13 protein-coding genes are annotated in these 17,398 nt (G+C 65.6%); 5 read left to right on the top strand and 8 right to left on the bottom strand.

Annotated elements, in window-relative coordinates; all coding sequences use genetic code 11:
* Nucleotides 1-140 precede the first annotated feature (140 nt).
* Nucleotides 141-1,190 (top strand): ABC transporter substrate-binding protein, encoded by a 1,050-nt coding sequence (locus ABIC76_RS09250; RefSeq protein WP_354533766.1) that lies wholly within the window; start codon nt 141-143, stop codon nt 1,188-1,190.
* Between the two features lie 18 nt (nt 1,191-1,208).
* On the opposite strand, the gene ABIC76_RS09245 is transcribed toward ABIC76_RS09250, so the two are convergent.
* Complete coding sequence (locus ABIC76_RS09245) at nt 1,209-2,336, bottom strand: porin (RefSeq protein WP_354533765.1); 1,128 nt, start codon at nt 2,334-2,336, stop codon at nt 1,209-1,211.
* Nucleotides 2,337-2,624: 288 nt separating this feature from the next.
* Here ABIC76_RS09245 and ABIC76_RS09240 point away from each other — a divergent pair, with 288 nt between their 5' ends.
* Together ABIC76_RS09240 and ABIC76_RS09235 are read left to right on the top strand one after the other, a co-directional pair.
* Nucleotides 2,625-3,059, top strand: a complete 435-nt coding sequence (locus ABIC76_RS09240; RefSeq protein ID WP_102064083.1) for a PaaI family thioesterase — start codon at nt 2,625-2,627, stop codon at nt 3,057-3,059.
* A 23-nt stretch (nt 3,060-3,082) separates the two neighbouring features.
* On the top strand, nt 3,083-3,682 hold the full coding sequence (locus ABIC76_RS09235) for a hydrolase (RefSeq protein ID WP_354533764.1): 600 nt from the start codon (nt 3,083-3,085) through the stop codon (nt 3,680-3,682).
* Nucleotides 3,683-3,701: 19 nt separating this feature from the next.
* Here the strand turns inward: ABIC76_RS09235 and ABIC76_RS09230 are convergent, their stop codons facing one another.
* On the bottom strand, nt 3,702-4,547 hold the full coding sequence (locus ABIC76_RS09230; RefSeq protein ID WP_354533763.1) for a helix-turn-helix transcriptional regulator: 846 nt from the start codon (nt 4,545-4,547) through the stop codon (nt 3,702-3,704).
* Between the two features lie 124 nt (nt 4,548-4,671).
* Here ABIC76_RS09230 and ABIC76_RS09225 point away from each other — a divergent pair, with 124 nt between their 5' ends.
* Together ABIC76_RS09225 and ABIC76_RS09220 are read left to right on the top strand one after the other, a co-directional pair.
* Nucleotides 4,672-6,138: an MFS transporter gene (locus tag ABIC76_RS09225; RefSeq protein WP_354533762.1), complete on the top strand. Its 1,467-nt coding sequence runs from the start codon at nt 4,672-4,674 to the stop codon at nt 6,136-6,138.
* Nucleotides 6,139-6,268: 130 nt separating this feature from the next.
* Nucleotides 6,269-7,048, top strand: coding sequence for an aquaporin (locus tag ABIC76_RS09220; protein WP_354533761.1), 780 nt, complete (start codon nt 6,269-6,271; stop codon nt 7,046-7,048).
* Between the two features lie 9 nt (nt 7,049-7,057).
* Here ABIC76_RS09220 and ABIC76_RS09215 read toward each other — a convergent pair whose 3' ends face one another.
* From ABIC76_RS09215 to kdpB, 6 genes are all read right to left on the bottom strand, one after another.
* Nucleotides 7,058-7,705: a response regulator gene (locus tag ABIC76_RS09215; RefSeq protein ID WP_354533760.1), complete on the bottom strand. Its 648-nt coding sequence runs from the start codon at nt 7,703-7,705 to the stop codon at nt 7,058-7,060.
* Between the two features lie 242 nt (nt 7,706-7,947).
* Nucleotides 7,948-9,162 carry an EAL domain-containing response regulator gene (locus tag ABIC76_RS09210; protein WP_354533759.1) on the bottom strand — a complete coding sequence of 405 codons (1,215 nt, stop codon included), beginning with the start codon at nt 9,160-9,162 and terminating at the stop codon, nt 7,948-7,950.
* Nucleotides 9,163-10,104: 942 nt separating this feature from the next.
* Nucleotides 10,105-10,911, bottom strand: coding sequence for a MetQ/NlpA family ABC transporter substrate-binding protein (locus ABIC76_RS09205; RefSeq protein ID WP_027678773.1), 807 nt, complete (start codon nt 10,909-10,911; stop codon nt 10,105-10,107).
* Between the two features lie 137 nt (nt 10,912-11,048).
* Complete coding sequence (locus ABIC76_RS09200; protein WP_354533758.1) at nt 11,049-13,865, bottom strand: DUF4118 domain-containing protein; 2,817 nt, start codon at nt 13,863-13,865, stop codon at nt 11,049-11,051.
* A gap of 656 nt (nt 13,866-14,521) precedes the next feature.
* Nucleotides 14,522-15,145, bottom strand: a complete 624-nt coding sequence (kdpC, locus tag ABIC76_RS09195) for a potassium-transporting ATPase subunit KdpC (protein ID WP_354533757.1) — start codon at nt 15,143-15,145, stop codon at nt 14,522-14,524.
* 15 nt (nt 15,146-15,160) lie between these two features.
* Nucleotides 15,161-17,386: a potassium-transporting ATPase subunit KdpB gene (gene kdpB, locus ABIC76_RS09190; RefSeq protein ID WP_104564778.1), complete on the bottom strand. Its 2,226-nt coding sequence runs from the start codon at nt 17,384-17,386 to the stop codon at nt 15,161-15,163.
* Between the last annotated feature and the right edge of the window lie 12 nt (nt 17,387-17,398).

Here is a 17,398-nt window from a genome sequence, read left to right as displayed (position 1 = left end):
CAGCGCGTCCGAAAAATGAAAGCGATTTGTGGGTTGCCGCTTCCTAGAATGGTGGCGGCTGCCTACGCGCGCCGGAGGCATCACTCACCAGATCCGGACCGCGCGATACCGATATCTACAAAAGAGCCGGAGACAACTCAATGGGTGTTTTTACCTGCAGGAGCGCTCGCGCACGCGGCCTCCGGGGCTGGATCACGCCGTGGCTCGCTGCCGTTCTGGCAGTGGCAACCTCCCATGCCCTCGCCCAAGACCCGACGCGCCTGACGCTCATGGTCAGCGGCACCGCCAAGATGATCTACCTGCCCGCGACGCTGGCGCAGCGCCTGGGCTATTTCCGCGACGAGGGGCTCGAAGTGGAACTGCTCTCGCAACCCGCCGGCGTCGATGCCGAGAGCGAACTGCTCACGGGCTTTGCGCAAGGCGTGGTCGGCTTTTATGACCACACCATCGACCTGCAAGCCAAGGGCAAGGAAGTGCGTGCCATCGTCGTATTCAGTCAGGTACCGGGCGAAGCGGAAGTCGTCTCGACACGGTTGCCGGCAGCCGTGCAATCGATGCGCGATCTACGCGGCCGCACGCTGGGCGTGACGGGGCTGGGCGCATCCACGAGCTTTCTCACGCGCTACCTGATGGCGCAGCAGGGGCTGTCGGCCGGCGATTACACCATGCTGCCCGTCGGCGCCGACCGCAGCTTCGTCACCGCGCTGCGCAACGGCCGCATCGATGCCGGCATGACCACCGACCCGACGGTCTCGCGTCTTGTGCACAGCGGCGAAGCCCGCGTGCTGCTCGACTTGCGCACGCTGGAAAGCACGCGCGCCGCGCTGGGCGGCCCGTATCCGGCCGCGTGCCTGTATCTGCAGACCGAATGGCTCGAAGCGCATCCGGATATCGCCGCCAAACTGGCTCGCGCCTTCGTGCACACCCTGCGTTACATGCACACGCATGGCGCGGAAGACATTGCCGCCCGCATGCCGGCTGAATTCCGGCGCGATCATCCCGAGCTGTACGCAAAAGCGCTTGCCGCCGCGTTGCCCACCTTCAGCACCGACGGACGCATGCCGGACGACGGCCCACCCACCGTCCTGCGCGTCCTCGCCGCCAGCAATGCCAACGCGCGCGACAAGCACATCGACCTCTCGCGCACCTATACCAACAAGTTTGTCGATCAGGTGCGCGAGCGCCGCTAGCTCAAGCCAAACACTCGCTTAGAAGCGCGTCCGCATACCGACGGCGAACTCCGTCTGGCTGTTGTGGCCGTTGGTGCTGCCCACGATGTACTGATCCTTCAGCTTCATGTAGTCCGCCGCGACGTAGAACTCCGTGCGCTTGGACACGTGATAGAACACCGAGCCGTACAGCGTGTTCTTGCGGCCGCTGCCCGCTGCGGTGGCGCCCACGACGCTCGCATACGCGTTGAGGGTGTTGCCGTCGGCGCTGAAGGCGGCGTTGTTGGCCTTCATGATCTGGTAGCCGATTTCGTAGTCGAACGCACCCGGGGGCGCCACCTTCAGCGACAGGGTGTATGCGTTGTCGCTGCGGTTGCCGATCGCGGCCGGCTGCTCGCCGGTGTAGTGGAAGTAACCGGCATTCACGCGGAACATGCCGAAGATCACGTTGCCGCCCACCGAATACGAACGGTCCATGAAGCCGCCCACCTTGGCCTGTTGCGCGAAGCCGGCCAGGTGGAAGTTGTCGCCGTTGTAGCCCAGCGCGAGCGATTCGGTCGTGCCTTGCGTGAACTGGCCCGGCACTTCACCAAACTGATAACCCAGGGCCGTGAGGAAACGGCCGTCCCACATCTTCTTCCACACCACGCCGTTGTTCATGCGTGTGCCGGTGGCGCTGCCTGCGTAGAAAATCAGCTGCTTGAAGTTGTTGACGTTGGTGTAGCCGCCTTCATCCAGGCTCACCGAGGCGCTCGTGTAGGGGTCGCCGTAGATGGCCGAGATGTCGCGCGCAATCGCGTTCTGACGGCCGAAGGTCAGCTTGCCCAGCGCCTCGCTCTGCAAGCCCACCCAGGCGTCGCGGTTGAACAGCACGCCAGGGGTGTCCATGTTGCCGGTCGGCGTTTCAAATTCGGATTCCAGGCGGAAGATGGCCGACGTGCCGCCGCCCAGGTCCTCCTTGCCGGTCAGGCCCCAGCGGCTGCCCGAGAACCAGGGCACCTGGAAGCCGGTCAGGCGCGCGCCCGAGGCATTGGCGTTGTTGACGGTGCTGATGGTGGTGTCGATCAGCCCGTAGAGCGTCACGTTCGACGACTGGGCGTGGGCGCCGGTGGCCAGCGTGGCCGCCGCAGCTGCTGTTGCCGCAAGGGCAAACTTGATGCGGGACATTGAAGTCTCCTTCCTTTGTGGGTGATGGTGTCCGGTCGTGGTGCCGGCTTCGGAAAACGCGCGACGGCGGTGGGTCAGGCCGCCGATGCAATCGCTGGGCGAGCGTAGAAGGGACCACCTTTCTGGAGCCTTTCGCGTCGGCGTGCGCGCAACGTCAGGGTCTACCCGCATTGGGGCATGGGCAGACGCGCGTTGTTGCGTCGTCCAATGCAACGCATTGCAGCCCCGGCAATCAGGCTCGCGGTAGAGTGTCGAGTCACCTCACCGCAACTCCACCAGACCTTCCCCATGCACCCGTCCCAAATGACCGGCCTGCAATTGCTGCAGGCCATGTCGCACGGCGAGCTGCCGCGCGCGTCCATCAGCGAAACCATCCCGATGACGATGGATTCCATCGAAGCGGGCACCGTGCACTTCACCGCCCAGGCCGACAAGCGCCACCTCAATCCGCTGGGCGGTGTGCACGGCGGCTTTGCGGCGACGGTGCTCGATTCCGTAACGGGCTGCGCCGTGCATTCGATGCTGGAAGCGGGCGTCGGCTACGGCACGGTCGACCTGAACGTCAAGATGGTGAAGGCCGTACCGGTGGATACACCGCTGGTGGCCGTTGGGCGCGTGCTGCATGTCTCGCGCACGATCGGCGTGTCGGAGGGCACGCTCAAGACGCAGGACGGCACATTGCTCGCGCATGCCACGGCAACGTGTGTCATCCGCCGTCCGTAAATCCGATTGACCTGGAGCACCTGATGTCTGAACCGCTGCAAACCCTGTCTGCCCTGTCTGCGAAGACCACCGCGCTGGTGCTGATCGACCTGCAACGCGGCATCCTGCCGTTCGCGCAGGGGCCGCATACGGCCGAGCAGGTTGTGGGCGCGTCCGCCAAGTTGGCCAAGCGCTTTCGCGAGCTGGGGGCGCCCGTGGTGCTCGTGCGCGTGGGCTGGGCCGCCGACTACGCCGATGCGCCGCGCCAGCCCGTCGACCGCCCCACGCCCACACAGCCCGGCGGCCTGCCGCCGCAATGGTGGGAACAGCCTGCCGAGCTGGAAGTGGCGCCCACCGACATCCAGATCACCAAGCGCCAGTGGGGCGCGTTCTACGGCACCGAGCTGGATCTGCAACTGCGCCGTCGCGGCATCACCACCATCGTGCTGGGCGGTATCTCGACGCATGTGGGCGTGGAATCGACAGCGCGCGCCGCGTGGGAGCACGGCTACGCGCTGGTGCTGGCCGAAGATGCGATGAGTTCGAACGATGCGGCGATGCATGGCTCGTCGGTGGAAAACGTGTTCCCGCGACTGGGCCGTGTGCGCGACACCGACACCATCCTGGCGGCGCTGACGGCCTGAACGCTGACGGCCTGAACGTTCAAGCGCCGTCTTCGACCGGCACGTACAGCACCATGCGCAGGCGCGGGTCTTCCATCACCGGCAGGCCGATGTAGTCGTAGCGGACGACCTTGCCGCCGGGCGTGCGAATCAGCTTGTGCTCCGCGCGCTGGGCGCGCACTTCGTGCTGGCGCCACCACGTATCGAACTCGCGGCTGCTGGTGCGCAGCCGGTCCACCAGCGCCACGAGTACCGGGTCGTCTGCGTGCGGGTCGTACACCGCGCGAAACTTCGCCAGCATGCGGCGCGCCTCGTTTTCCCATTCGACAAAACGCTCGCGCGCATTGGCATACAGGAACATGTAGACCAGCGAGTTGCGGTCTTCCGGCGGCATCGTGCCGAAATCCATGAAGAGCTGCGAGGTCGCCTCGTTCCAGCACAGCAACTCGGTGCGGTAGCTGCGCACGTGGGCCGGCAAGACCATGCCGGCAACAGCGCGGCGCAAGACATCGGGCACCGCCTCGGCGGCCGGACGCCCCGACGCCGCAGCCGCTGCGCCCGTCAAGACCGACTCCGCGCGCGCCAGGCCGCGCATGTGCGCGCGTTCATCCGAAGACAGCTTCAGCGCACGCCCGATCGCCTCGATGGTCGCCACTGAGGGCCGCACGTCGCGCCCCTGCTCGATGCGCACATACCAATCGATGCTGATGTTGGCGAGCTGCGCGACCTCTTCCCGGCGCAGCCCGGCGGTGCGGCGGCGCCCGGTGCCCTCGGGCAGCCCCACATCCTGCGGACGTAGATGGCTGCGGCGGCTGCGCAGGAATTCGCCCAGCTCGTTGCGGGGCGCGGCAGGCAAGGGCGCGAGGTCGGCGGTGAAATCGTCCATGGCGGTATTACACACGGCGGCGCGTGTGGGTGGGAGGGACAAGCTAATCCTAGGTTAATCCTAGCTCTGCATCGAATCGGCGCGCGCACCTACGCTGCGTTCACCTCTCTTTCCGGAGCCGATCGTGACCCACCTTTCTTCTGCTTCCTCCGCCTCGGAACCCCGTCGCTGGCTCGCCTTTGGTGTGATGGTGACGGCGCAATTCATGTTCATCGTCGACGCGTTCATCGCCAATGTGGCGATCCCGAGCATCCGCACAAGCCTGCATGCCACGCCCGCGCAACTCGAGGCCGTGCTCGCGGTGTACCAGCTTGGCTACGCGATTCTGCTCATCACCGGCGGCCGTCTGGGCGACCTGTTCGGTCGCAGGCGCGTCTTCCTGCTGGGCCTCGTGGCCTTTACCGCCACCTCGGCCGGTTGCGGGCTGGCGGGCAGCGCGGCGGCGCTCATTGCATGGCGTTTCACGCAGGGCCTCTCGGCCGCGATGATGGTGCCGCAAGTGCTGGCGAGCGTGCAGGCGCTCTTTGCCGGCGCCGAGCGTGACCGGGCGCTGTCGATCTTCGGCCTGGTGATGGGCACGGGCGGGGCAGCCGGCTTGCTGGTAGGCGGCGCACTCACCAGCGCAGATATCGCCGGACTCGGCTGGCGCTCGGCCTTCCTGATCAACGTGCCGGTCGGGCTGACCGCCGCGCTGCTCGGCTGGCGCTGGATTCCACGCCCGGGCGCCGACGCGGCAAAGGTGCATCTCGATACCGCCGGCGTGGCGTGGATGGCCGTCAGCGTGGCCGCCGTGCTGGTACCGCTGCTGTTCGGTCGCGAACTGCACTGGCCAGTGTGGACGCTGGCACTGCTTGCCGCAGGCGTGCTGGGCATGGCGACGTTCCAACAGCTTGAGGCCCGTGTCGACCACGCCGGCGGTACGCCGCTGCTGCCGCCCACCTTGCTGCAGCATCGCGCGTTCATGACCGGCCTGACGGCATCGGCGCTGCACTACATCGGGATGATGGCCTTCTTCCTCGTGCTGACGCTGTATCTGCAAAACGGGCGGCAGCTGTCTGCGGTGCGCATGGGCGTCGCCATCCTGCCGCTGGCCATCACCTTTCTCATCACGTCGCGGGTGGCAAATGCGCTGGTGCGGCGCCATGGCGTTCGCGCGCTGTTGGCAGGCCTCGGCCTGATGGCGCTGGGGCTGCTGATGCTGCTGTCGGGTTTCGGCACGGCGTGGGCGCACCCCGCCACGCCGAGCATGGCGCGCATCAGCATTGCCGTGGCGCTGTACGGCGCGGGGCAAGGCCTGGTGGTCGTCCCGTTGATCGGCCTGGTGCTGACCGGCGTAGCACGCACGCAAGCCGGTGCAGCAGCAGGGCTGCTGATTACCGCGCAGCAATTGGCGGGCGCGCTGGGCGTCGCCTGCATCGGCGGGCTGTATTTCACGTTTGCCGCAGGCGGCGGTGCCATCGGCATGGCGCACGGCACGATGGCGGGATGCATCGCCATGCTGGCGGCGCTCGGTGCGGCGGCCGTGGGTTTTGCGCGACTGGGCGCACAGCAGCGGCAACTGGCCGCGGCCGGCGCGGCAAGCCCGGCTTGAGTCGCGTTACACCTCACACGATTCGATACTCGGGCGCGCGACACAAGCGCGCCCGCGTGCATTGATCAGCCCCGGCGGACATTCCACACTCCCGCGCGATGCACCTGGCATCGCTTGCCCCTTTTTCCGCATGGCCACTGTTTCCCACCTTCGCACCGCGGCTTCAGCCCCGTCCGCTGCACCGTCGCTAGCTCGTCGCATCGTCGCGGAGGGGCTCGGCACAGCCCTGCTGATTGCAGTGGTGATCGGCACCGGCATCCACGCAAGCCGGCTCTCCGGCGGCGATGCCACGTGGACGCTGCTGGCGCAATCGCTGGCCGGTGGCGCGGGTCTGCTGACGCTGTTGACGGTGTTTGCGCCGGTGTCGGGGGCGCACCTGAACCCGGCGGTCACGCTGTCGGCGTGGCTGCGGGGCGGTCTGCGTGGGCATGAGGCCCTGGCCTACCTGGCTGCGCAGGCCGTGGGCGCCGCGCTGGGCGTGGCCGCTGCGCACGCCATGTTCGGCATGCCGGCGTGGGCGCCAGGCACGCATGCCGCAACCGGACCCGCCCTGTGGTGGAGCGAGGCACTGGCAACGTTCGGATTGATTGGGGTGGGCATCGCCTGCGGCCGTCACGCGCCGAAGCAATTGCCGCTGGTGGTGGCCGCCTATATCGCAGCCGGATATTGGTTCACGTCGTCGTCATCGCTGGCCAACCCCGTCTTGGCCTTTGCCTGCGCGCTGACCGACGGCCCCTCCGGCATCCGCCCGGGGGATGTCCCGGGCTACATGCTCGCGCAATTGCTCGGCGCCATGCTGGCAACGCCGTTGTTCAATTGGCTGATGGGCGTGGAAGCATCGCCCCGGCAGGCATCCGACACGGGCGTCACCCCAACGCAAGCCGTGCCGATGCCCCGCCGGGCAGGCTGAACCGGGCGCTTAGCGCAGCGCCTTCAATCCGCTGTCGCGAATGTACTGAAAGAGATCCGTCTCGCGCGCCAGCCCCAACTTGCGCAATGCCATAGTCTTTTGCGTGCTGACCGTCTTGATGCTCGAACCGAGCCTCAGCGCAATGTCCGACACGGCCATGCCGCCGGCATACATGCGAAGCACTTCGCGCTCGCGCACGCTCAGTCGCTCGAACACACTCCGTTCGTTGGAACCAAGGCCCGTGTCCTCCAGGATGCGCGGGCTGTCATAGCGCACGCCGCGCGCGCCGGCCATGACAGCGTGGCCGACATGAACGAGATCATCGTTCTTGCTCACAATGCCCGACACGCCGATTTGCCGCATGACGCGCAGGAGCGCCGGGTTGTGAACCATCGTGCAGACCACGATGGCACGCTTCGGATGCTTCTTGCGCAGGCGCGCCAGCAGTTGCATGCCGTCGAAAGCGGGGTCGCCGCCGAGGTTGTAGTCGGTCACGATGACGTTGCAGTCGGCGCGTAGAAGTACCTCCAGCAGCTCGCGTCCGTCGTGTGCCTGTGCGACGACACGCAGTTGCGGAAACTGCCCAAGGGCCACGGCCAGCCCCCGCAGAATCAATGGATGATCGTCTGCCATCACGATCGAGAGGACAGAGGACATGCGCGCGCCGTCAGCTCAAACGCTTCGCCGGCGATGGCGTGTCGTGCCTGGCGAACAGCAGGGTGGGAGAGATCGGAGCCGTCATGGAAGGAGGGAAGGCCGCAGAGGGGAGCGGGTACCTTACTCACCTGATATGCGCGGCGGGGTCAGACTTTTCTTACTTTTGCAGGATGTAACCTTTCGGGGCAGAAGCTGTTTCTATCAGGGCTGAGGAAAACTGAATGGCCCTGCGGCATTCGCCCTCAAGCCGCCGCCTGCACGTGCGCCAGAAACGCCGTAACGGAAAGCGGCGCGGCCCACAGATACCCCTGGCCCGTGGCGCAGCCGAGCGCGCGCAAGGTCTGGCGCTGCGCATCGGTTTCCACGCCTTCGGCAATGCACTCGAGCTGCAGGGTGCGCGCCAGTTCGATCATCGTGCGGCAGATCACGCCGCGCTGGCTGGTCTGATCCACCGCCGCCGTAAACGACCGATCGATCTTGAGAATGGTGAAGGGCAGGTCGGCCAGCAGCTTGAGCGTCGCAATGCCCACCCCAAAATCGTCGATGGCCAGCGGATGGCCCAGCAGGCGCAAGCGGTTCAGCGCGATGGTCAGCTGCGTAGCATCCGGCACGGGCGAATCCTCCGTCAGCTCGATGGTGATGGCCGCCGGCGCAATGCGCGCCTCGCGCACGGCCGCTTCGATACGGTCGATGGTGCCGGCCCGGCTCAGCGTCTGCGCAGACGCATTCACCCCGATCGAAACCGGATGCGCATGCGCAGCCAGCGCGTGCTGCACGCGCACGCAATGCTCCAGCACGTGAAAGAACAGGCCATCGGCCAGCCCGAGCGCTTCCAGGCGCGGCACGAACGCGGCGGGCGACACACGCCCGTGCACGGGGTGCATCCAGCGGCAGAGCGCCTCGGCGCCCGCAATCTGATTGCTGGCCAGATCGTGCTGCGGTTGAAAGACGACTTCGATCTGCTCGGGCGTTTCGTGGATCAGCGCGGCCAGTTCATCATCGGAAAACTGCGGCAAGCCCGGGGTTGCAGCGGGCGCCCTGTCCAGCTCGCGCGCGGCGGCTTCTTCGAGCAACGGCAGGACGTGCGCCGGGCGCAGCGGCTTTTGCACACCGTGCGTGCGCGTCAGCCCGATCGCATCGGCCAGGCCGACGTGCGACTCCACGATCGGCGCATCCATCGCGCTGACCCACGCCCACACGGGCGCCTGTCGCGGAAAGACGCGGCCGCCGCGCAAGTGCATCTGCTCCATCAGTTCGGGGCCGTTCATGCCAGGCATGTCGATGTCGCACAGCACGAGATCGACGTGGCAGAGCTGGAGGAGGTAGAGCGCCTCGCGGCCGTCGCAAGCGGTCAGGATCTGCTGCACGCCCAGCGTATGGAGCAGTTGCCGGGCGGCAGCCCGTTGCACGGGGTGGTCGTCCACCACCAGCACGGCGAGTTGCGCGAAACCTTCCATCGGCCAGTCCTTGTTGTTGTGGGTATCGGGGCGAAGCGCACCGTGTCTGCACTGTGTGACGCCACCGTCAGCCGCCATTGAAGCACCGCGCGGAGGCCTTGTCAGGCGAAGTCGATGCACGGCGCCGGAAAAAAACAAAGCCCGCGCAGCTTTTCAACTGCGCGGGCCTTGAGCGATTCCCCCAACCTTTTGAGCTTCCGACGCCGGTGTCGACAGCGTCGGGATGGAAGAAATCGTGCCCGAAAAAAATGAAGCCCGCAACAGGGGCGGGCTCAAAAGGGGGGGAGTGCTCTCTAAAGAGAGAGCAAGGTGAAGTTTAGTGGAGGGGGTGCAGTCAGACTGTCCGGGGTTCGCCGAAACCCTTGTAGGACAAAAACTGACGCAATTTCGCGATGTTAGCTGCACAAAGCACACCGTTGGGCGCACATTCGCGGCGACAACGTGATGCAGGCAACGCTTTGGGCGGGCACCGCTCTGACGCGCTTGAGCGATCGAAGCGTGGCTCGAAGCGCCCGCTTGAAAAAGCTGCGCTCGTTGCTATCGGGCAACGCCCCCGGAGCAAGACGCCGAAAAGATGAGAATTCAGAGTAGCCAGAACCGGCTGAGATGCAAGGCGGCCAGAAGAACAACGAAAGCCGCGCGCCAAAGAAAAAAGCCCGAGCACCAGGTGCTCGGGCCACAATCCACCAAGGAGGGTGGAGGAGACAGTTCCTACTATAGCGAATCGTTTGCTGCGTTGCAATAAGGTAGAACTACTTAATGTAACGAGAAGCTACAAGCGTTGCCGGCGCGCCACGTGTGACGAAAACGATTGCAAGCGTCAAACGATGATGCAACGCAACAAAGCACATGGCGCACCGAAAGCTCACGTCAAGCTCGCGGTGCGCCACGGTTCAACTTCGGGCCGATCGGCGAAAGTAACTGCTGACTTAGCAGCCCAACTTAAAACGCCGGCAGGATCGCGCCCTTGAACTGGGTGTCGATGAACTTGCGCACGTCTTCCGATTGGTAGGCGCGCACCAGCGTCTTCACCCAGGGCTGGTTCTTGTCTTTTTCACGCACGGCGATCAGGTTGGCGTACGGCCCCTGGCGATCTTCCAGGGCGATGGCGTCCTTGGTCGGCGTCAGGCCGTTCTTGACGGCGTAGTCGGTGTTGATCGAAGCGGCGTCCAGGTCATCCAGCGAGCGCGGCAGCTGCGCCGAATCCAGCTCGATCAGCTTGATCTTCTTCGGGTTCTCGACCACGTCGCGCGGGGTGGCGTTGTTGCCGTTCGTGCCGGCGCCCGCCTTCAGCTTGATCACGCCGGCCTTCTGCAGCAGCAGCAGCGCGCGGTTGCCATTGGACGGATCGTTCTGGATGCCGACCTTGGCGCCTTCCTTGAGCTGCGCCAGCGACTTGACCTTCTTCGAGTAGAAGCCCATCGGCGCCACGTAGGTCAGGCCCACGTTGACGATCTTGTAATGCCGCGCCTGGATCTGGCTGTCGAGGAAGGGCTGATGCTGGAAGCCATTGGCGTCCAGGTCGCCCGAATCGAGCGCGGGGTTGGGCTGGGCGTAATCGTTGAACTCGATGATCTTGACGTCGAGGCCGTCCTTCTTGGCGACCTTCTGAACGACTTCCCAGATTTGCGCATCGGGGCCGCTCATGGTGCCGAGCTTGATCTGCTTGGTGTCGGCGTTGGCGGCGGTGGCGACGGCAAAGGCAATGGCCGGTACGGCCACGCGCGCAAGGCGGGAGAACAGAGACATGGAGAAACCTCGTGGATCTTGTCGTGAATGAAATCCGCCCGCGGGTAGCGGGCGTGTGACGCGATCCTGTCATAGCGGCCCACGTAACCGAACGACTTTTTCGGCATGTCCATATGCCCTGCAACGGTGCAGCCAGGCTAGGCGATGGGCTCGGCGTCTTCCACAGGCGGCGGCTCGGCGGCGGGCAGGGCGACGACAAAGCACGCGCCGCCATCCGCCGGCGCCTCCACCCAGATGCGGCCGTGATGGGCGCTGACGATCGCCTCGCACACCGCCAGGCCCAGGCCGACGCCCGTGGTGGCCGATTCCTTCTCGCCGCGCGTGAACTTCTCGAAGATGGTGCGCACCGCGCCGGCGGGCACACCCGGCCCGTGGTCGCGCACCCGCAGGCGCAGTTCGTTGCCGCGTGCTTCGTCGTGGACGAGTTCGCCCGAGACGCGGACCTCGGTACCGGCCGGCGCAAACTTGCCCGCGTTCTCCAGCAGGTTCGACAGCACACGCTCCATCAGCGACCCATCGCAGCGAATAAGCGGCAACGCCGCGAGGTGATCCACCACCACACGATGATCGGGCAGCGGGTTCGCCTGCAGCGCCGCGCCCACCAGCTCCTCGATCGATTGCCATTCCAGCCGCAGCTTGACGTCCTGGTTCTGCAGGCGCGCCATGTCGAGCAGGTTGGTGACCATGGTGCGCATGCGCTGCGCCTGCTGGCCGATGGCGGCTGCAGCTTCGGCCTGCAACGCGGGCAAGGGCGGCTGCGCGCGCAGCAGCGTCTCGGCCATCCCCACCAGGCCTGTGAGCGGCGTGCGCAAGTCGTGCGACACGGCGGCCAGCAGCGAATTGCGCAGCCGCTCCGATTCAATCCGCACTAAGGCGTCGCGCGCCACTTCCACGTAATGCACACGCTCGATGGCGATGGCGATGAGGGTGGCGCAGGCGTCGATCTGGCGGCGGTTGTCGGGCTGGGCGAGCACCTGGAAGGTTTCGGGCTCCACCGCGAGCACTCCGCGAATGGCCATCGGCGCCTTCAAGGGCAGATACAGCACCGAGCCCGACGGCAGCGTATGCGTGCCCGTGCCGGCGGGCTGGCCGTGCTGATACGTCCAATCTGCCAGCACGCGGTCGAGGTTGGGCATGCCGGACGGCGCATCGGTGCTGCCTTCCGGCTTGGCAATCTGCGGTGCGCCCAGCCGCCCATCGAGCCCGACGAAGAAGAACGCACAGCGCCCGCCAAACGTTGCGTTGACGAAGCGCCCGCCGATGCTGACGATCTGGTCCAGCGTGAGCGCGGCGGACAACTCCCGCGCGGCCTCATACAGCGCATGTGCCGACGCCTCGCGCTGCACCGCCACCTCGGCCTGTTCACGCAGGCCGGCCGTCAACTGGCCCACCAGCATGCCGACCGCCAGCATCACCCCAAAGGTCAGCAGGTACTGCACGTCGCTCACGGCAAAGGAAAAACGTGGCGGCACGAAGAAGAAATCGAACAGCGCCACCGACAGCACCGACGCCAGCGCCGCCGGCCCGCGCCCATGGCGCATCGCCACCGCCACCACGGCGGCCAGGAACAGCATGACGATGTTGGCCAGATCGAACACCGGCCGCACGAGGCTGGACAGCGCCGTCGCCACGCCCACATACACACAAGCGGCCACATAAGCCGGCTTGAGCCAACTGGCTTGCGCATCCGCCGCACGCTGCGCCTCGCTGCGCACGTCGGCACGGCCAATGTCCGCCGCGCGCGGCGGCAACTGGATATGCGCCGGGTCCGCCGCCGCACGGATCACGTCGACCTCGGGGCACTGCCGGGCCAGCGCTTCGGCAAAGTCACCGCTCGGCAGGCGGCGCTCCAGCCCGATCGCCAGCCGCAGCGCCACCACGATGGCGCGCGCCGATCGCCAGCGCTTCTCCGGCGGCCGCCCGATCACCGCCTTGGTGATGTTGTGGCGGCGGATATAACCGGTGATCGCCTCGACGGCGTTGGTGCCGGCCAGCGTCTCCACCTTGGCACCGGCGTCTTCGGCCAGCTTGAGCAGGGCATGCAAACGCTCGGTGCGCGCATCGGCGGCGCGCAGATGCGGCATCACCACGGCCACGGCATGCCAGTCGCATTCCAGTTGCGCGGCCAGGCGCGCCGCGCTGCGGATGACCTGTTCGCCATCGCCCTGCGGGTCCAGGCACGCGACGACGGTTTCGCGCGTACGCCAGACGTTTTCAATGCGGCGCGCGCGGCGATAGGCCTGCACATCGTCGTCCACGCGATCGGCGGTGCGGCGCAGGGCGAGTTCGCGCAGCGCGATGAGGTTGCCCTTGCGGAAGAAATTGCGCGCGGCGTGCTGCGCCTGCTCAGGCATGTAGACCTTGCCCTCGGCCAGGCGGCGCAGCAGTTCATCGGCGGGCAGGTCGACGAGGATGACTTCGTTGGCCGCATCGAACACCGCATCCGGCACGGTTTCCCACACACGGATGCCGGTGATGCTGCCGACGGCCTCGTTCAGGCTGTCGAGATGCTGGACGTTGACGGTGGTCCAGACGTCGATGCCGGCAGCCAGCAGGTCTTCGATGTCCTGCCAGCGCTTGGGGTGGCGCGAGCCTGCCACGTTGGAGTGGGCAAGCTCGTCGACGAGGATGAGTGCGGGCCGGCGCGCCAGTGCGGCATCCAGATCGAATTCGGGCAGCGTGCGGCCCTTGTATTCGACTTGGCGTGTGGGAAGGTGCTCAAGGTCTGCGACCAGCGCGGCGGTTTCGGCGCGGCCGTGGGTTTCGACCAGACCGATGATGACGTCGATGCCAGCGGCGCGGGCGGCCTTTGCTGCTGCCAGCATCGCGTAGGTTTTGCCTACGCCGGCCGAGGCGCCGAAATAGATGCGGAGTTTGCCGCGGGCGGACTGCTCTTGGCCGGATTGGAGTTCGGCTAGGAGTTGGTCGGGGTTCGGGCGCTCGTTATCTGGCATGGCTTGTATTTTGGGTGCTTTTTTGTTGTTGGTGCATCCCCTGTTTCATCCCCTGCCGGGGCTGACTCACTTTCTTTGTCTTGCCAAAGAAAGTAAGCAAAGAAAGGCGCGCCCGAGATGGCGAAAGATTCCTTGAATTTATGTCGCAGGGAGGGGAAGGGAAAAACTCGCTGCGCTCAGACAGTTTCCCTTCCTTTTTCCTCCCTGCAACAGAAATTCAAGGCGCCATCTAGGGCAGGGTACGGACACACCATCGAAGTACAAACGCTGTAGTGGGTACGCGCCAAGACGCGAGGCAAGGCAAGTCAGTAAGACTAGGTGGAGATGGCGAGCGAAGCGAAGCAGCACACCGCAACACACAAGACACCGATAAGGCACGCAAACCACCGTTTTGGCCGTTGACGTTCCTGCCCTAGATGGCGCCTTGAATTTTCGTAAGCGGGCGGAAAAAAGGTGGGGAACTGTCTGAGCGCAGCGAGTTTTCCCCACCTCCGCCCGGTTACGCAAATTCAAGGAATCTTTCGCCATCTCGGGCGCGCCTTTCTTTTGCTTACTTTTCTTTGGCAAGACAAAGAAAAGTAAGTCGGTCCCGGCAGGGAACGAAAGGGGGATGGACCACCAACATCAAACCCAGCAGTCCACAAAACCCCAACCCCTCACTTCAAATCATCCAACGCCAAATTCAGCTCCAACACATTGACGGTAGGCTCGCCAAACACCCCAAGCACCGGCCCCTTGGTGTTCTCAGCCACAGCCTTCTTCACCAGGTCAGCGGAGAGATGCCGCGCACGCGCAACCCGCTCCACCTGATACGCCGCAGCAGCAGGACTAATCTCCGGGTCCAGCCCACTCGCAGAAGCCGTCACAAGATCAGCAGGAATCGGCGCGGCATTCCCAGGGTCCGCTTCCTTCAGGGCAGCAATGCGCGCCTTCGCCGCCTCCGTCAACGCCGGGTTGCTCGGCCCAAGGTTGGAGCCACCAGAAGCCTGCGCGTTATACGGATTCGGCGCAGTCGCCGAGATCCGCCCCCAGAAATACTCCGGGGTGTCAAAGTTCTGCCCGATCAACGAAGACCCGACCGCCTTGCCGTCACGCTCGATGATCGAGCCCCCCGCCTGCGCCGGAAACAGCGCCTTGCCCACGCCCGTCACCACCACCGGATACAGCACCCCCGTAATGAGCGACAGCCCGACGAAGACCACCAGCGCCGCACGCAGCAGGCCACCTTGTTGCGGCACATCGGCCTGAACAGGTTGACGCGCTTGAGTTGTGGTTGCCATGAATGCACTCCTTCCTTAAACCCAGCCCATTGCGGCCAGGAACATGTCGATGAGCTTGATGCCCGGGAAGGGCAGCAGCAGGCCGCCCAGGCCGTAGATCAAGAGATTGCGGCGCAGCAGCGCGGCGGCTCCCAGCGCGCGGTACTTCACGCCTTTCAATGCCAGCGGAATCAGGAACACGATGATCAGCGCGTTGAAGATCACGGCGCTCATCACGGCGGATGCCGGCGTTGCCAGGTGCATCACGTTCAGTGCGGCGAGCTGCGGATACGTCGTCGCAAACGCGGCCGGGATGATGGCGAAATACTTCGCCACATCGTTGGCGATCGAGAACGTGGTGAGCGACCCGCGCGTCATCAGCATCTGCTTGCCGATCTCGACAATCTGGATCAGCTTGGTGGGGCTGGAATCCAGGTCGACCATGTTGCCGGCCTCCTTGGCGGCCTGCGTGCCGCTGTTCATGGCAACGGCCACGTCGGCCTGTGCCAGGGCGGGCGCATCGTTGGTGCCGTCACCGGTCATGGCAACGAGGCGGCCCTGCGCCTGCTGTTCGCGGATCAGCGCCAGCTTGGTCTCGGGCGTGGCTTCGGCAATGAAGTCGTCGACGCCGGCTTCGGCGGCGATGGACGCGGCGGTCAGGCGGTTGTCGCCGGTGATCATCACCGTCTTGATGCCCATCTGGCGCAGCTCGGCAAAGCGCTCGCGGATGCCGGCCTTCACGATGTCCTTCAGTTCCACCACGCCGAGCACGCGGTCGTTGTCGGACACCACCAGCGGCGTACCGCCCGCGCGTGCCACGTCATCCACAGCCGTCGACACCGCATCGGGAAACTTGCCGGCCAGCAGCGTCACATGCGTGCGGATCGCATCGGCCGCGCCCTTGCGGATCTGGCGGGCGTCACCGGCATGCGAGACATTGATACCGCTCATGCGCGTCTGCGCAGAGAAAGCCACGTACACCGGCTGCGTCTTCGCCAGCGCCGCTTCATCGATGGATGCCTCGCCCAGATTGCGCGCGAGCGTGACGATGCTGCGGCCTTCCGGCGTTTCATCGGCCAGCGACGACAGCCATGCGGCCTCGGCCAACTGCTTGGCCGTCACGCCCGGCGCGGGAATGAAGCGCGACGCCTGGCGGTTGCCGTGCGTGATCGTGCCGGTCTTGTCGAGCAGCAACACATCCACATCACCGGCCGCTTCCACGGCGCGGCCGGAGGTGGCAATCACGTTGGCCTGCATCATGCGGCTCATGCCCGCCACGCCGATGGCGGAGAGCAGACCGCCAATGGTGGTCGGAATCAGACACACCAGCAGCGCGACGAGCACGGTGATCGTGATCGGCGAACCGGCCTTCATCGCGTCCACCGAGAAGATCGAGTACGGCAGCAGCGTGACAGTCGCCAGCATCAGGATGATGGTCAGGCTCACCAGCAGGATCGTCAGCGCCAGTTCGTTGGGCGTCTTCTGGCGCTTGGCGCCTTCCACCATCGAGATCATCCGATCAAGGAAGCTCTCGCCGGGGTTGGCGGTGATGCGCACGATGATCCAGTCCGACAGCACGCGCGTGCCGCCGGTCACGGACGAGAAATCCCCGCCCGATTCGCGGATGACCGGCGCCGATTCGCCGGTGATGGCACTTTCGTCCACCGAGGCCACGCCTTCGATGACCTCGCCGTCGCCGGGCACCATGTCGCCGGCTTCGATGAGCACGATGTCGCCACGGCGCAGCGCGGTGGCGGCGCGCGCTTCCACCCGATCTCTGCGATGCGGGTCTGCCAACACCTTGGCCTGCACCGTGGTCTTGATGCCGCGCAGCGATGCGGCCTGCTGCTTGCTGCGGCCCTCGGCCAGTGCCTCGGCAAAGTTGGCGAACAACACCGTGAACCACAGCCACACCGACACGGCGAGGATGAAGCCCGCCGGCGCTTCGGCCTGGCCGCGCAGCGCCATGACCCACAGGATGGTGGTGAGGATGCTGCCAACGTAGACGACAAACATCACCGGGTTCTTGGCCTGCGCGCGCGGCGACAGCTTGCGGAAGCTATCGACAATGGCGGGCTTGACCAGCGCCGACGAGAACATCGACAGCTTGCGCACATCCTTGGCGGACAGCGTGGTGTGCGTCGTGTGCGTGCTGCGTGCCTGCGGCTCGGCGGCTGCAGCAGTACCAGTACCGGCGCTCGGCTCAAGCTTGTGCTTGACCGTACGCACAGCCGGTTCGGATTCGGGATAACGGATAGCCATAAGGCACCTGTT

This window comes from Ralstonia sp. 1138 (assembly GCF_040544795.1).
Lineage (GTDB): Bacteria > Pseudomonadota > Gammaproteobacteria > Burkholderiales > Burkholderiaceae > Ralstonia > Ralstonia flatus.
This window is presented reverse-complemented; position numbering and strand designations above follow the sequence as displayed.

Coding starts and splice junctions, on each gene's coding strand:
- ABIC76_RS09250 (WP_354533766.1), top strand. CDS start 141: ATGGGTGTTTTTACCTGCAGGAGCGCTCGCGCACGCGGCCTCCGGGGC.
- ABIC76_RS09245 (WP_354533765.1), bottom strand. CDS start 2,336: ATGTCCCGCATCAAGTTTGCCCTTGCGGCAACAGCAGCTGCGGCGGCC.
- ABIC76_RS09240 (WP_102064083.1), top strand. CDS start 2,625: ATGCACCCGTCCCAAATGACCGGCCTGCAATTGCTGCAGGCCATGTCG.
- ABIC76_RS09235 (WP_354533764.1), top strand. CDS start 3,083: ATGTCTGAACCGCTGCAAACCCTGTCTGCCCTGTCTGCGAAGACCACC.
- ABIC76_RS09230 (WP_354533763.1), bottom strand. CDS start 4,547: ATGGACGATTTCACCGCCGACCTCGCGCCCTTGCCTGCCGCGCCCCGC.
- ABIC76_RS09220 (WP_354533761.1), top strand. CDS start 6,269: ATGGCCACTGTTTCCCACCTTCGCACCGCGGCTTCAGCCCCGTCCGCT.
- ABIC76_RS09215 (WP_354533760.1), bottom strand. CDS start 7,705: ATGTCCTCTGTCCTCTCGATCGTGATGGCAGACGATCATCCATTGATT.
- ABIC76_RS09210 (WP_354533759.1), bottom strand. CDS start 9,162: ATGGAAGGTTTCGCGCAACTCGCCGTGCTGGTGGTGGACGACCACCCC.
- ABIC76_RS09205 (WP_027678773.1), bottom strand. CDS start 10,911: ATGTCTCTGTTCTCCCGCCTTGCGCGCGTGGCCGTACCGGCCATTGCC.
- ABIC76_RS09200 (WP_354533758.1), bottom strand. CDS start 13,865: ATGCCAGATAACGAGCGCCCGAACCCCGACCAACTCCTAGCCGAACTC.
- kdpC (WP_354533757.1), bottom strand. CDS start 15,145: ATGGCAACCACAACTCAAGCGCGTCAACCTGTTCAGGCCGATGTGCCG.
- kdpB (WP_104564778.1), bottom strand. CDS start 17,386: ATGGCTATCCGTTATCCCGAATCCGAACCGGCTGTGCGTACGGTCAAG.